The sequence below is a fragment of the Pseudomonas sp. GW823-FHT03E05 genome, from assembly GCF_058796855.1.
Genome location: NZ_JBXAJB010000006.1, coordinates 325,767 through 341,291, shown reverse-complemented (window position 1 = coordinate 341,291; position 15,525 = coordinate 325,767). Strand labels below are relative to the sequence as shown.

At 55.4% G+C, this 15,525-nt stretch carries 11 protein-coding genes and 4 tRNA genes; all 15 read left to right on the top strand.

Annotated features, from left to right (window positions below; all coding sequences use genetic code 11):
• Window positions 1-193 precede the first annotated feature (193 nt).
• The 15 genes from birA (at window position 194) to rpoC (ending at window position 15,507) form a co-directional block, all read left to right on the top strand.
• On the top strand, window positions 194-1,156 hold the full coding sequence (gene birA, locus AC1RCO_RS25275) for a bifunctional biotin--[acetyl-CoA-carboxylase] ligase/biotin operon repressor BirA (RefSeq protein ID WP_053160208.1): 963 nt from the start codon (window positions 194-196) through the stop codon (window positions 1,154-1,156).
• Window positions 1,157-1,319: 163 nt separating this feature from the next.
• The gene (locus AC1RCO_RS25270; protein WP_492618146.1) at window positions 1,320-1,766 is read left to right on the top strand and encodes a hypothetical protein; all 447 of its coding nucleotides are present in this window, start codon (window positions 1,320-1,322) and stop codon (window positions 1,764-1,766) included.
• A gap of 142 nt (window positions 1,767-1,908) precedes the next feature.
• Window positions 1,909-1,993, top strand: a tRNA-Tyr gene (locus AC1RCO_RS25265).
• A 24-nt stretch (window positions 1,994-2,017) separates the two neighbouring features.
• Window positions 2,018-2,091 (top strand) — tRNA-Gly (locus AC1RCO_RS25260).
• Between the two features lie 26 nt (window positions 2,092-2,117).
• Window positions 2,118-2,193, top strand: a tRNA-Thr gene (locus AC1RCO_RS25255).
• 84 nt (window positions 2,194-2,277) lie between these two features.
• Complete coding sequence (tuf, locus tag AC1RCO_RS25250) at window positions 2,278-3,471, top strand: elongation factor Tu (RefSeq protein WP_011063776.1); 1,194 nt, start codon at window positions 2,278-2,280, stop codon at window positions 3,469-3,471.
• A gap of 54 nt (window positions 3,472-3,525) precedes the next feature.
• A tRNA-Trp gene (locus AC1RCO_RS25245) sits at window positions 3,526-3,601 on the top strand.
• 45 nt (window positions 3,602-3,646) lie between these two features.
• Window positions 3,647-4,015: a preprotein translocase subunit SecE gene (gene secE / locus AC1RCO_RS25240; RefSeq protein WP_011063783.1), complete on the top strand. Its 369-nt coding sequence runs from the start codon at window positions 3,647-3,649 to the stop codon at window positions 4,013-4,015.
• A 9-nt stretch (window positions 4,016-4,024) separates the two neighbouring features.
• On the top strand, window positions 4,025-4,558 hold the full coding sequence (nusG, locus tag AC1RCO_RS25235; protein ID WP_002555501.1) for a transcription termination/antitermination protein NusG: 534 nt from the start codon (window positions 4,025-4,027) through the stop codon (window positions 4,556-4,558).
• A gap of 118 nt (window positions 4,559-4,676) precedes the next feature.
• Complete coding sequence (rplK, locus tag AC1RCO_RS25230) at window positions 4,677-5,108, top strand: 50S ribosomal protein L11 (RefSeq protein ID WP_003176435.1); 432 nt, start codon at window positions 4,677-4,679, stop codon at window positions 5,106-5,108.
• Entirely contained in the window at window positions 5,108-5,803 is a 696-nt protein-coding gene (rplA, locus tag AC1RCO_RS25225; protein ID WP_011063782.1) for a 50S ribosomal protein L1, read from the top strand. The genes rplK and rplA overlap by 1 nt, the downstream gene beginning before the upstream one ends.
• A gap of 198 nt (window positions 5,804-6,001) precedes the next feature.
• Window positions 6,002-6,502, top strand: a complete 501-nt coding sequence (gene rplJ, locus AC1RCO_RS25220) for a 50S ribosomal protein L10 (RefSeq protein ID WP_011063781.1) — start codon at window positions 6,002-6,004, stop codon at window positions 6,500-6,502.
• Between the two features lie 80 nt (window positions 6,503-6,582).
• Entirely contained in the window at window positions 6,583-6,948 is a 366-nt protein-coding gene (rplL, locus tag AC1RCO_RS25215; RefSeq protein WP_011063780.1) for a 50S ribosomal protein L7/L12, read from the top strand.
• A 221-nt stretch (window positions 6,949-7,169) separates the two neighbouring features.
• Window positions 7,170-11,243, top strand: coding sequence for a DNA-directed RNA polymerase subunit beta (rpoB, locus tag AC1RCO_RS25210; protein ID WP_011063779.1), 4,074 nt, complete (start codon window positions 7,170-7,172; stop codon window positions 11,241-11,243).
• Between the two features lie 64 nt (window positions 11,244-11,307).
• A complete protein-coding gene (gene rpoC, locus AC1RCO_RS25205) occupies window positions 11,308-15,507 on the top strand; it encodes a DNA-directed RNA polymerase subunit beta' (protein ID WP_011063778.1) in 4,200 nt (1,399 codons plus the stop codon).
• The last annotated feature ends 18 nt before the right edge of the window (window positions 15,508-15,525 follow it).

The following is a 15,525-nucleotide window of genomic DNA, read 5'->3' as shown; positions in this document are numbered from 1 at the left end:
ATGTGAGAGTAGGTCATCGTCAAGATTAAATTCCGAAACCCCAACTGCACATGCAGTTGGGGTTTTGTTTTTGCGCGCGAAAAATGGGTTTGATTTTTTGCTGTCTCGATCGACTTGCTCGTCAGGTGGGGGTTTCTATGCAATGGCGCTGGGCATGGCTATCATGCCTGCCTCATGGTGAGGCGGAAACTGCATGTCGACGTTGTTAGAGCTTCTGAAAGATGGGCGATTTCACTCGGGTCAGGCGCTCGGTCAGGCGCTGGGTGTTAGCCGTAGTGCTATATGGAAGCAGTTACAGCTTCTTGAGGCGGAGTTGGGGCTTGTCATTCATAAGGTGCGAGGCCGCGGTTACCAGCTGGCCACTCCAATCACATTGCTGAGCAGTGCTGAGATAGGCCGTTCCTCTATTTCCAGTGGCTCCTGGGATATCCGAATTCTCGACTCTATCGACTCCACGAATGCACAGGCGCTGCGATCCATTGAAGAAGGGAGTGTGGCTCCTTTTCTTGTGCTAGCTGAGCGCCAGACGGTGGGGCGAGGCCGTCGTGGTCGTAAGTGGGTAAGCCCTTTTGCCGAAAATATCTATTACAGCCTCGTCTTGCGTATGGACGGAGGTCTCCGGCAATTGGAAGGGCTTAGCCTGGTCGTTGGGCTGGCGGTCATGCATACCCTTCGTGAGTATGGAATTCCTGGTGCGGGTTTGAAGTGGCCAAATGATGTTTTGGTTGGTCAGAAGAAGGTCGCGGGGATACTTTTGGAGTTGGTGGGTGATCCTGCGGATGTGTGTCATGTGGTCCTGGGCATTGGGATCAATGTGAATATGCAAAGCGCTGAAGAGATCGATCAGGAGTGGACTTCGGTGAGGTTGGAGTCTGGCAAGGTTATTGATCGCAATCAGCTTGTTGCTCGATTGAATGAGGTTCTTGTGTCTTATCTGGAGCGTCATCGGCTGAATGGCTTCTCCGCGATCCAGGGCGAGTGGGAGCAAGGTCACCTCTGGCAGGGGCGTGCTGTGTCTCTGATCGCGGGCGTAAATAAGATCGATGGTGTTGTGTTGGGTATTGATCGCCAAGGAGCTTTGCGATTGAGCGTTGAGGGGGAGGAGAAAACGTATAGTGGCGGGGAGCTCAGTCTAAGGTTGCGTGATGGCTCATGAGTTCGGCCATCAATGTGCGCTTGCGCGATCTACGGCTAGGAGGTAAGGGCTGATTCCTTGTGTGGGGTGGGGCTTTGAGTGTTGCATCGGTTCCGCAAGATCAGCTTGTACGTGATCCATCTTTTCGAGTTGTTTAAGCCTTGTCCTCTGTCTTGAGGTTTTTATGCGCTGGTTGTTTCTGTTGTTATTGGTCCTCAATGGCTTTTATTACATCTGGCATCAGCAGGAAGCACCGCTTCGTGCGAAAGAGGTCATGCCTCTCTCACTCTATCGAGGTACTCAGCAGGATATCCGTTTGTTGAGTGAGTCTTCTGATTCGGTCGAGCGGCGGGATAAGGGTAAGTCAGGGGAGATTGATGCAAGCTGTCTTTATCTGGGGGGCTTTGCTCGTCGAGATACGGCTCAGATGTTGGAGCGGCGGCTGGTAGGGCTGGGGGCTGATGTCAGGCTGCAGTCCTTGAGTGTTCCTGGTTCTTCTGGTTTTTGGCTTCGTGTGACTCCCGAGAGCAAGCATTTGCTGGATGATCTGCAACTGCAGAACCTTGCTAAAGAATTCAATGAGTTAAAACATAAAATAATGCCTTGCGAGGGGGTTGCAACTGTCGAATAGGTTGCATAGAATGGCGCCCGCTCCGCAGCGAAGACTTCACGAAGTCGGCGTCGCGAAGCGAGGTCAACGCAGCTAACCTCAAGATTTTATTGAGAAAATGCTTGACAGAAGGGTGGCATGATATAGAATGTCGCCTCGCTTAGGAGGGGTTCCCGAGCGGCCAAAGGGATCAGACTGTAAATCTGACGTCTACGACTTCGAAGGTTCGAATCCTTCCCCCTCCACCAGATTTAGCGAGAGCTGCAGGCTCCGCGGGTATAGTTTAGTGGTAGAACCTCAGCCTTCCAAGCTGATGATGCGGGTTCGATTCCCGCTACCCGCTCCAAGTTTGCAGGTTTTGCAAAGTGTTACGCTCTTGTAGCTCAGTTGGTAGAGCACACCCTTGGTAAGGGTGAGGTCAGCGGTTCAAATCCGCTCAAGAGCTCCATATAACAAGGCAGATATGAAAATATCTGCCTTTGTTTTAATGGCTTGGGTGACTTGCTCAATTCTTCTCCTAGGGGTGATTTCGATGGCTAAGGAAAAGTTCGAACGTAATAAGCCGCACGTTAACGTGGGTACTATCGGTCACGTTGACCACGGTAAAACCACTCTGACAGCTGCTCTGACTCGCGTTTGCTCCGAAGTTTTCGGTTCGGCTCGTGTTGACTTCGACAAGATCGACAGCGCCCCAGAAGAAAAAGCTCGTGGTATCACCATCAACACTGCGCACGTAGAGTACGACTCGAACATTCGTCACTACGCGCACGTTGACTGCCCAGGTCACGCCGACTACGTCAAAAACATGATCACTGGTGCTGCCCAGATGGACGGCGCGATCCTGGTTTGCTCGGCTGCCGATGGTCCGATGCCACAAACTCGTGAGCACATCCTGCTGTCCCGTCAGGTAGGCGTTCCGTACATCGTTGTCTTCCTGAACAAGGCTGACATGGTTGACGACGCTGAGCTGCTGGAACTGGTTGAGATGGAAGTGCGCGATCTGCTGAGCACTTACGACTTCCCAGGTGACGACACTCCGATCATCATCGGTTCCGCTCTGATGGCTCTGAACGGCCAAGACGACAACGAAATGGGTACCACCGCTGTTAAGCGTCTGGTAGAAACTCTGGATACCTACATCCCAGAGCCAGAGCGTGCAATCGACAAGCCGTTCCTGATGCCAATCGAAGACGTGTTCTCGATTTCCGGCCGTGGCACCGTGGTAACTGGTCGTGTGGAGCGGGGTATCGTTCGCATCCAGGAAGAAGTTGAGATCGTTGGTCTGCGCGACACTCAGAAAACTACCTGCACCGGCGTTGAAATGTTCCGCAAGCTGCTCGACGAAGGTCGTGCTGGCGAGAACTGCGGCGTTCTGCTGCGTGGTACCAAGCGTGACGACGTTGAGCGTGGCCAGGTTCTGGTTAAGCCGGGCACCGTTAAGCCGCACACCAAGTTCACCGCTGAAGTTTACGTTCTGAGCAAGGAAGAAGGCGGCCGTCATACTCCGTTCTTCAAAGGCTACCGTCCACAGTTCTACTTCCGTACTACTGACGTGACTGGTAACTGCGAGCTGCCAGAAGGCGTTGAAATGGTAATGCCAGGTGACAACATCCAGATGACTGTCACTCTGATCAAAACCATCGCGATGGAAGATGGTCTGCGTTTCGCTATCCGTGAAGGCGGTCGTACCGTCGGCGCTGGCGTCGTAGCCAAAGTCATCGAATAAGTTCTTGATATATCTCCATCGGGCCGACATAATGGTCGGCCTGATTTTGTTTTTAGGTCAGTAGCTCAATTGGCAGAGCGACGGTCTCCAAAACCGTAGGTTGGGGGTTCGATTCCCTCCTGACCTGCCAGATTCACTCAATGTGTCTGGCTTTCTTTTCACAGGATCTTCATAGATGACTCCTAAGGCTGAAGCTCAAGGCTCTCGCTTCGACTTGCTCAAGTGGCTGGTTGTTGTTGCCTTGGTGATTGTTGGTGTTGTTGGCAATCAGTACTACTCTGCTTCGCCGATCCTGTACCGTGTCTTGGCGCTACTTGTCATTGCCGCAGTTGCTGCCTTCGTTGGCTTGCAGACTGCCAAGGGTAAGTCGTTCTTTGTCCTGGTTAAGGAAGCGCGCACTGAGATTCGTAAAGTCGTATGGCCAACTCGCCAAGAGACCACGCAGACCACGTTGATTGTTGTGGCTGTGGTTCTGGTCATGGCGTTGCTGTTGTGGGGGCTAGATTCCCTGCTCGGTTGGCTTGTTTCCTTGATTGTTGGCTAAGGGTGTCCCGTGGCTAAGCGTTGGTACGTTGTGCATGCTTACTCGGGTTACGAGAAGCATGTAATGCGTTCGTTGATCGAGCGTGTGAAGCTGGCTGGCATGGAAGATGGCTTTGGCGAGATTCTGGTCCCCACTGAAGAAGTGGTTGAGATGCGCAATGGCCAGAAGCGCAAAAGCGAGCGTAAATTCTTTCCAGGCTATGTGCTGGTACAGATGGATATGAACGAGGGTACTTGGCACTTGGTCAAGGATACTCCTCGTGTCATGGGCTTTATTGGTGGTACTGCCGATAAGCCGGCTCCTATCACTGACAAAGAAGCGGAAGCGATTCTGCGTCGCGTTGCTGATGGTAGCGACAAGCCCAAGCCTAAGACCCTGTTTGAGCCGGGTGAGGTGGTCCGTGTTACTGACGGCCCATTCGCTGACTTTAACGGTACGGTCGAAGAGGTTAACTACGAAAAGAGCCGCATTCAGGTGGCAGTGCTCATTTTCGGTCGCTCTACTCCGGTAGAGCTAGAGTTCAGTCAGGTCGAGAAGGCATAACTGAACGAGAATCCCATACCCCGCAGCCTTGGGCTGTGGGGTTTTGTCGTCACTGGGATAAACGCGCAAGTAACCGGGGAGCCTATCTAGGCGTCTGAACCCGTAATTGGAGTGCCTCATGGCTAAGAAGATTACTGCTTACATCAAGCTGCAAGTTAAGGCCGCTCAGGCCAACCCAAGTCCACCCGTTGGTCCAGCTCTGGGTCAGCACGGCGTGAACATCATGGAGTTCTGCAAAGCTTTCAACGCCCGTACTCAGGGTCTTGAGCCAGGCCTGCCGACTCCTGTGATCATCACTGTTTACAGTGACCGCAGCTTCACTTTCGAAACTAAGAGCACCCCTGCTTCGGTTCTGCTGAAGAAAGCTGCTGGCCTGACCAGCGGTTCCGCTCGTCCAAACACCGTTAAGGTTGGCACTGTTACCCGTGCTCAGCTGGAAGAAATCGCGAAAACCAAAAACGCGGATCTGACTGCAGCTGATATGGATGCAGCCGTGCGTACTATCGCCGGTTCTGCTCGTAGCATGGGCCTTAACGTGGAGGGTGTGTAATGGCTAAGCTGACCAAGCGCCAAAAGGCTATCGCCGGCAAGATTGAAGCAGGCAAGGCCTACAACTTCGTAGAAGCCGCCGCTCTCCTGACCGAGCTGTCGACCGTTAAGTTCAGCGAGTCCGTAGACGTTGCTGTGAACCTGGGCGTAGACCCACGTAAATCTGACCAGGTTGTTCGTAGCGCTACTGTGCTGCCACACGGCACTGGCAAGACTGTACGTGTAGCTGTGTTCACCCAGGGCCCAGCAGCTGAAGCTGCTCTGGCTGCCGGTGCAGACCGCGTAGGTATGGACGATCTGGCTGCCGAAATGAAAGGTGGCGACCTGAACTATGACGTGGTTATTGCTTCCCCGGATGCAATGCGCGTTGTGGGTCAGCTGGGTCAGGTTCTGGGTCCTCGCGGCCTGATGCCTAACCCGAAAGTCGGTACCGTTACTCCAGACGTAGCTTCGGCAGTTAAGAACGCCAAGGCTGGTCAGGTTCGCTATCGCACCGACAAAAACGGCATCATCCACACTTCCGTTGGCAAGGTCGGCTTCGACGCCGTCAAGCTGAAGGAAAACGTTGAAGCCCTGATCGCTGACCTGAAGCGTATCAAGCCAGCTTCTTCGAAAGGCATCTACGTCAAGCGCGTTACCCTGAGCACCACTATGGGCCCAGGTCTGGTCATCGACCAGGGTTCGCTGGACGTATAAGACACAAGCGCGTGCAAGCAATTGCGCGCGCTGAAAAATTGGGGTCCCTGCCTGGCGGGGGCTATCCAAGACCGTAGGCGACGCAAGTCTTAAACCTCAAGCCTACGCAGATGGTGCTCCCGGTTCCTTACCGAATCAGACACCAAAACGACATCCAGCTCCGGTTGGATGAAACGGTAACAAGCAGGAGTTAAACCCGTGGCAATTAAACTCGAAGACAAGAAGGCCATCGTCGCTGAAGTCAACGAGGCTGCCAAAGCCGCTCTGTCCGCTGTCGTGGCTGATGCCCGTGGTGTGACAGTAGGCGCTATGACCGGACTCCGTAAAGAGGCCCGCGAAGCTGGTGTTTATGTACGTGTCGTACGTAACACCCTGCTCAAGCGCGCTGTTGAAGGCACTCAATATGACGTGCTCAACGACGCGTTCGTCGGCCCTACCCTGATTGCATTCTCCAAGGAACATCCGGGCGCTGCCGCTCGTATTTTCAAAGAGTTCGCAAAGGGTCAGGAAAAGTTCGAGATCAAGGCAGCTGCGTTCGAGGGCAAGTACCTCGCAGCAAACGAGATCGACGTGTTGGCTTCGCTGCCAACTCGCGACGAAGCTATTGCGAAGCTGATGAGCGTGATTCAAGGCGCTACCAGCAAGCTGGCTCGTACTCTGGCGGCTATTCGCGACCAGAAAGAAGCTGCTGCTGCCTAAGGCACTGCAAGCCCTTTCAAAATCATATGTTTAATTTGATGGCTGCGTAGGCTGTCACCCCAATACAGGAATTTATAGTCATGTCTCTGACTAACGAGCAAATCATCGAAGCAATCGGCCAGAAAACCGTTCTGGAAGTTGTTGAGCTGATCAAAGCAATGGAAGAAACCTTCGGCGTTACCGCTGCTGTTGCCGCTGCTGGCCCAGCTGCTGCTGCCGCTGTTGTTGAAGAGCAAACTGAATTCAACGTCATGCTGACCGAAGCTGGCGAGAAGAAAGTTAACGTGATCAAGGCTGTACGTGAACTGACCGGTCTGGGCCTGAAAGAAGCCAAGGCTGTAGTTGACGGCGCTCCTGCCATGGTTCTGGAAGCTGTTGCTAAAGAAGCAGCTGACAAAGCCAAAGCAGCTCTGGAAGAAGCAGGCGCTAAAGTCGAGCTCAAGTAAGCATCGACTTTGTGTCTCCAGCCCAAGCGTTAAGCGAACGGCTGATGGCTGGTGGCTTTTGCCACCGGCCTTTTTCCGTTATTGGCGACCGACTGGGTCGGTGCCAGTAACGTGCTGTAGCCCACCCTGTGCGGTGGCGCAAACCAAAGGGTTTGCACGATTTTCTGGCTGCTCCCGTCGGGAGGAGCCGAATAAGCAGGTGACCAAGCTGGGGAACGCTGATGGCTTACTCATATACTGAGAAAAAACGTATCCGCAAGGACTTTAGCAAGTTGCCGGACGTCATGGATGTGCCGTACCTCCTGGCCATCCAGCTGGATTCGTATCGTGAATTCTTGCAAGCGGGAGCGACTAAAGATCAGTTCCGCGACGTGGGCCTGCATGCGGCCTTCAAATCCGTTTTCCCGATCATCAGCTACTCCGGCAATGCTGCGTTGGAGTATGTCGGTTATCGCCTGGGCGAACCGGCGTTTGATGTTAAAGAATGCGTGTTGCGTGGTGTAACTTACGCCGTACCTTTGCGGGTAAAAGTCCGTCTGATCATTTTCGACAAAGAATCGTCGAACAAAGCGATCAAGGACATCAAAGAGCAAGAAGTCTACATGGGTGAAATTCCCCTGATGACTGAGAACGGTACCTTCGTAATCAACGGTACCGAGCGTGTAATCGTTTCCCAGCTGCACCGTTCCCCTGGCGTATTCTTCGACCACGACCGTGGCAAGACGCACAGCTCCGGTAAGCTGCTGTATTCCGCGCGGATCATTCCTTACCGCGGTTCGTGGCTGGACTTCGAGTTCGACCCGAAAGACTGCGTGTTCGTCCGTATCGACCGTCGTCGCAAGCTGCCGGCATCGGTTCTGCTGCGCGCGCTGGGCTATACCACTGAAGAAGTGCTGGACGCTTTCTACACCACCAACGTATTCCACGTGAAAGGCGAGAGCCTGAGCCTGGAGCTGGTGCCTCAGCGCCTGCGTGGTGAGATTGCCGTTCTGGACATCCAGGATGACAAGGGCAAGGTTATTGTCGAGCAGGGTCGTCGTATCACCGCTCGTCACATCAACCAGCTGGAAAAAGCCGGTATCAAAGAGCTGGATGTACCTCTGGACTACGTCCTGGGTCGTACCACCGCCAAGGCTATCGTGCACCCGGCTACCGGTGAAATCCTGGCAGAGTGCAACACCGAGCTGAACACCGAGATCCTGGCGAAAATCGCCAAGGCTCAGGTCGTTCGCATCGAGACTCTGTACACCAACGACATCGACTGCGGTCCGTTCGTCTCTGACACTCTGAAGATCGACTCCACCAGCAACCAATTGGAAGCCCTGGTCGAGATCTATCGCATGATGCGTCCTGGCGAGCCACCGACCAAAGATGCTGCCGAGACTCTGTTCAACAACCTGTTCTTCAGCCCTGAGCGGTATGATCTGTCCGCCGTTGGCCGGATGAAGTTCAACCGTCGTATCGGTCGTACCGAGATCGAAGGTTCTGGCGTTCTGTGCAAAGAAGACATCGTTGCCGTACTGAAGACTCTGGTCGACATCCGTAACGGTAAAGGCATCGTCGACGACATCGACCACCTGGGTAACCGTCGTGTTCGCTGTGTTGGCGAAATGGCCGAGAACCAGTTCCGCGTTGGCCTGGTGCGTGTAGAGCGTGCGGTCAAAGAGCGTCTGTCGATGGCTGAAAGCGAAGGCCTGATGCCGCAAGACCTGATCAATGCCAAGCCAGTGGCTGCGGCAGTGAAAGAGTTCTTCGGTTCCAGCCAGCTGTCCCAGTTCATGGACCAGAACAACCCGCTGTCCGAGATCACCCACAAGCGTCGTGTTTCTGCACTTGGCCCAGGTGGTCTGACCCGTGAGCGTGCAGGCTTCGAAGTCCGTGACGTACACCCGACCCACTACGGTCGTGTATGCCCGATTGAAACGCCGGAAGGTCCGAACATCGGTCTGATCAACTCCCTGGCGGCCTATGCGCGCACCAACCAGTACGGCTTCCTCGAGAGCCCGTACCGTGTGGTGAAAGACGCTCTGGTAACCGACGAGATCGTGTTCCTGTCCGCTATCGAAGAGGCCGATCACGTGATCGCCCAGGCTTCGGCGACGATGAACGACAAAGGTCAGTTGGTCGATGAGCTGGTAGCTGTTCGTCACTTGAACGAATTCACCGTCAAGGCGCCGGAAGACGTCACCTTGATGGACGTTTCGCCGAAGCAGGTAGTTTCGGTTGCAGCGTCGTTGATTCCGTTCCTCGAGCACGACGACGCCAACCGTGCATTGATGGGTTCCAACATGCAGCGTCAGGCTGTACCGACCCTGCGTGCTGACAAGCCGCTGGTAGGTACCGGCATGGAGCGCAACGTTGCCCGTGACTCCGGCGTTTGCGTCGTGGCTCGTCGTGGCGGTGTGATCGACTCGGTCGATGCCAGCCGTATCGTGGTTCGTGTTGCTGATGACGAAGTTGAAACCGGTGAAGCCGGTGTCGACATCTACAACCTGACCAAGTACACCCGCTCCAACCAGAACACCTGCATCAACCAGCGTCCGCTGGTGAGCAAGGGTGATCGGGTTCAGCGCAGCGACATCATGGCCGATGGTCCGTCCACCGACATGGGTGAGCTGGCACTGGGTCAGAACATGCGTATCGCGTTCATGGCGTGGAACGGCTTCAACTTCGAAGACTCCATCTGCCTGTCCGAGCGTGTGGTTCAGGAAGACCGTTTCACCACGATCCACATCCAGGAACTGACCTGTGTGGCTCGTGACACCAAGCTTGGCCCAGAGGAAATCACTGCAGACATCCCGAACGTGGGTGAGGCTGCACTGAACAAGCTGGACGAAGCCGGTATCGTTTATGTAGGTGCTGAAGTTGGCGCAGGCGACATCCTGGTGGGCAAGGTCACTCCGAAAGGCGAGACCCAGCTTACTCCGGAAGAGAAACTGCTGCGTGCGATCTTCGGTGAAAAAGCCAGCGACGTTAAAGACACCTCCCTGCGTGTACCTACCGGTACCAAGGGTACTGTTATCGACGTACAGGTCTTCACTCGCGACGGCGTTGAGCGCGATGCTCGTGCACTGTCGATCGAGAAGAGCCAGCTGGACGAGATCCGCAAGGACCTGAACGAAGAGTTCCGTATCGTTGAAGGTGCGACCTTCGAACGTCTGCGCTCCGCTCTGGTCGGCCATAAAGCCGAAGGCGGCGCCGGCCTGAAGAAAGGCCAGGAAATCACCGATGAAGTTCTCGACGGTCTTGAGCACGGCCAGTGGTTCAAACTGCGCATGGCTGAAGATGCTCTGAACGAGCAGCTCGAGAAGGCTCAGGCCTACATCGTTGATCGTCGCCGTCTGCTGGACGACAAGTTCGAAGACAAGAAGCGCAAGCTGCAGCAGGGCGATGACCTGGCTCCAGGCGTGCTGAAAATCGTCAAGGTCTACCTGGCAATCCGTCGTCGCATCCAGCCGGGCGACAAGATGGCCGGTCGTCACGGTAACAAGGGTGTGGTCTCCGTGATCATGCCGGTTGAAGACATGCCGCACGATGCCAATGGCACTCCGGTCGACGTAGTCCTCAACCCGCTGGGCGTACCTTCGCGTATGAACGTTGGTCAGATCCTCGAAACTCACCTGGGTCTCGCGGCCAAGGGTCTGGGCGAGAAGATCAATCGCATGGTCGAAGAGCAGCGCAAGGTCGCAGAACTGCGTACCTTCCTGGACGAGATCTACAACCAGATTGGCGGTCGTAACGAAGACCTGGACAGCTTCTCCGATCAGGAGATCCTGGATCTGGCGAACAACCTGCGCGGCGGTGTTCCGATGGCCACTCCGGTGTTCGACGGTGCCAAGGAAAGCGAAATCAAGGCCATGCTGAAACTGGCAGACCTGCCAGAAAGCGGCCAGATGCAACTGACCGACGGCCGTACCGGCAACAAGTTCGAGCGTCCAGTTACCGTTGGCTACATGTACATGCTGAAACTGAACCACTTGGTAGACGACAAGATGCACGCTCGTTCTACCGGTTCGTACAGCCTGGTTACCCAGCAGCCGCTGGGTGGTAAGGCGCAGTTCGGTGGTCAGCGTTTCGGGGAGATGGAGGTCTGGGCACTGGAAGCATACGGTGCTGCATACACTCTGCAAGAAATGCTCACAGTGAAGTCGGACGATGTGAACGGTCGTACCAAGATGTACAAAAACATCGTGGACGGCGATCACCGTATGGAGCCGGGCATGCCCGAGTCCTTCAACGTGTTGATCAAAGAAATTCGTTCCCTCGGCATCGATATCGATCTGGAAACCGAATAACACGTGACGCGAATCGAGAGCGGGGCAGGATTGCCCGCTCTCTGCTCCGCCAGGAGGAAAGGCCTTGAAAGACCTACTGAATTTGCTGAAAAACCAGGGTCAAGTCGAAGAGTTCGACGCCATCCGTATCGGATTGGCCTCGCCTGAGATGATCCGTTCGTGGTCGTTCGGTGAAGTTAAAAAGCCGGAAACCATCAACTACCGTACGTTCAAGCCTGAGCGTGACGGCCTGTTCTGCGCCAAGATCTTTGGCCCGGTAAAGGATTACGAGTGCCTGTGCGGTAAGTACAAGCGCTTGAAGCATCGCGGCGTGATCTGCGAGAAGTGCGGCGTTGAAGTTGCGCTGGCCAAGGTTCGTCGTGAGCGCATGGCGCACATCGAACTGGCTTCGCCGGTTGCCCACATCTGGTTCCTGAAATCGCTGCCGTCCCGTATCGGCTTGCTGATGGACATGACTCTGCGTGATATCGAGCGCGTTCTCTACTTCGAGAGCTACGTCGTTATCGATCCAGGCATGACCACCCTTGAAAAAGGTCAGCTGCTGAACGATGAGCAGTACTTCGAAGCGCTGGAGGAGTTCGGCGATGACTTCGACGCCCGCATGGGTGCCGAGGCTGTCCGCGAGCTGCTGCACGCTATCGACCTGGAGCACGAGATTGGCCGTCTGCGTGAAGAGATTCCGCAAACCAACTCGGAAACCAAGATCAAGAAGCTGTCCAAGCGTCTGAAGTTGATGGAAGCCTTCCAGGGTTCCGGCAACCTGCCAGAGTGGATGGTGCTGACCGTTCTGCCGGTTCTGCCGCCAGATCTGCGTCCACTGGTCCCGCTGGATGGCGGTCGTTTCGCGACTTCCGACCTCAACGATCTGTATCGTCGAGTGATCAACCGTAACAACCGTTTGAAGCGCCTGCTGGATCTGTCCGCTCCGGACATCATCGTGCGCAACGAAAAGCGTATGTTGCAGGAAGCTGTCGATGCACTGCTCGACAACGGTCGTCGTGGCCGCGCTATCACCGGTTCCAACAAGCGTCCTCTGAAATCCCTGGCTGACATGATCAAGGGTAAGCAAGGTCGTTTCCGTCAGAACTTGCTCGGTAAGCGTGTTGACTACTCCGGTCGTTCGGTAATTACCGTAGGTCCGACCCTGCGTCTGCACCAGTGCGGTCTGCCGAAGAAGATGGCTCTCGAGCTGTTCAAACCGTTCATCTTCGGCAAGTTGGAAATGCGTGGCCTGGCCACCACCATCAAAGCCGCCAAGAAGATGGTCGAGCGCGAACTGCCAGAGGTTTGGGACGTTCTCGCTGAAGTGATCCGTGAACACCCGGTTCTCCTCAACCGTGCACCGACCCTTCACCGTCTGGGTATCCAGGCGTTTGAACCGGTACTGATCGAAGGTAAGGCTATCCAGCTGCACCCTCTGGTCTGTGCTGCGTACAACGCCGACTTCGACGGCGACCAAATGGCCGTGCACGTGCCGCTGACACTGGAAGCCCAGTTGGAAGCGCGTGCGTTGATGATGTCGACCAACAACATTCTGTCGCCAGCCAACGGTGAGCCAATCATCGTTCCGTCGCAGGACGTTGTATTGGGTCTGTACTACATGACCCGTGAAGCGATCAACGCCAAGGGCGAAGGTCGTGTGTTCGCGGACCTGCAGGAAGTCGACCGCGTATTCCGCGCCGGCGAAGCGGCTCTGCACGCCAAGATCAAGGTTCGCATCAGCGAAACCGTCAATGATCGTGATGGCGGCAGCGTGAGCGCCACCCGTATCGTCGACACCACTGTCGGCCGTGCTCTGCTGTTCCAGGTTGTGCCGAAGGGCCTGTCGTTCGACGTCGTCAACCTGCCGATGAAGAAGAAGGCGATCTCCAAGCTGATCAACCAGTGCTACCGCGTGGTTGGTCTGAAAGAGACCGTGATCTTCGCTGACCAGTTGATGTACACCGGTTTCGCTTACTCGACCATTTCCGGCGTTTCCATCGGTGTTAACGACTTCGTTATCCCGGATGAAAAAGCTCGCATCATCGGTGCTGCCACCGACGAAGTGAAAGAAATCGAGAGCCAGTACGCCTCCGGCCTGGTAACCCAGGGCGAGAAGTACAACAAAGTGATCGACCTTTGGTCGAAGGCCAACGACGAAGTATCCAAGGCGATGATGGCCAACCTCTCGAAAGAGAAGGTCATCGACCGCAATGGCGACGAAGTCGAGCAAGAATCGTTCAACTCGATGTACATGATGGCTGACTCGGGTGCGCGGGGTTCCGCAGCACAGATCCGTCAGCTGGCCGGTATGCGTGGTCTGATGGCCAAGCCGGACGGCTCCATCATCGAAACGCCGATTACTGCGAACTTCCGTGAAGGTCTGAGCGTACTCCAGTACTTCATCTCGACTCACGGTGCTCGTAAAGGTCTGGCGGATACCGCGTTGAAAACTGCGAACTCCGGTTACCTGACTCGTCGTCTGGTGGACGTTGCGCAGGATCTGGTTGTAACCGAGATCGATTGCGGCACCGAACACGGCCTGCTGATGACTCCGCACATTGAAGGCGGCGACGTTGTAGAGCCACTGGGTGAGCGCGTATTGGGTCGTGTTATCGCCCGTGACGTATTCAAGCCGGGTACCGAGGACGTCATCGTTCCTGCTGGCACCCTGGTAGACGAAAAGTGGGTTGAATTCATCGAGCTCAACAGCATCGACGAAGTGATCGTGCGTTCGCCGATCAGTTGCGAAACCCGCTATGGCATCTGCGCCAAGTGCTACGGCCGTGACCTGGCTCGTGGTCACCAGGTGAACATTGGTGAGGCGGTCGGCGTTATCGCTGCCCAATCCATCGGTGAGCCGGGTACCCAGCTGACCATGCGTACGTTCCACATTGGTGGTGCGGCAAGCCGTACTTCCGCAGCCGACAGCGTTCAGGTGAAGAATGGCGGTACCGTCCGTCTGCACAACCTGAAGCACGTTGAACGTGTGGATGGCCACCTGGTTGCTGTGTCCCGTTCCGGTGAGCTGGCAATCGCTGATGACTTCGGTCGTGAGCGCGAGCGTTACAAGCTGCCGTACGGTGCTGTGATTTCGGTTAAAGAAGGTGACAAGGTCGACGCTGGCGCTATCGTGGCCAAGTGGGATCCGCACACTCACCCGATCGTTACCGAAATGAAAGGTACCGTGACCTACGTGGGCATGGAAGAAGGCATCACGATCAAGCGTCAGACTGACGAATTGACCGGTATGACCAACATTGAAGTGCTTGACGTCAAAGACCGTCCAGCTGCCGGCAAGGACATCCGTCCTGCTGTGAAGATGGTGGGTATGGATGGCAAGGATCTGCTGCTGCCAGGTACCGACGTACCGGCACAGTACTTCCTGCCGGCTAACGCCCTGGTCGGTGTTGCCGACGGTGCGCAGATTGCGATCGGTGATGTTATCGCTCGTATTCCGCAAGAAACTTCGAAGACCCGTGACATCACCGGTGGTCTGCCGCGTGTTGCCGACCTGTTCGAAGCTCGTCGTCCGAAGGAAGCGTCGATTCTGGCTGAAGTCAGCGGCACCATCGCGTTCGGTAAAGAGACCAAGGGCAAGCGCCGTCTGGTCATTACTCCGAACGACGGCAGCGATCCGTATGAAGAGCTGATTCCGAAGTGGCGTCACCTGAACGTCTTCGAAGGCGAACAAGTGAACCGCGGCGAAGTTATCTCCGACGGTCCGAGCGATCCACACGATATCCTGCGTCTGCTGGGTGTCAGTGCGCTGGCCAAGTACATCGTCAACGAGATCCAAGACGTTTACCGTCTGCAAGGCGTGAAGATCAACGACAAGCACATCGAGACCATTCTGCGTCAGATGCTGCGTAAGGTTGAAATCGCCGAGTCCGGCGACTCCAGCTTCATCAAGGGCGACCAGATGGAACTGACTCACGTACTGGTAGAAAACGAGCGTCTGAGCACCGAAGACAAGTTCGTCGCCAAGTTCACCCGCGTACTGCTGGGTATCACCAAGGCGTCCTTGTCCACCGAATCGTTCATCTCGGCGGCCTCTTTCCAAGAGACCACCCGTGTACTGACCGAGGCGGCGGTAACTGGCAAGCGCGACTACCTGCGTGGCCTGAAAGAAAACGTGGTCGTGGGTCGTCTGATCCCGGCCGGTACTGGCCTGGCGTATCACAGCGAGCGTAAGCGTCGTCGTGATGCAGACAAGCCGCTGCGCGTAAGCGCAAGCGAAGTCGAAGCAGCACTGACTGAAGCGCTGAACTCCAGCGGTAATTGAGGTCTGCAGTAGATTGAG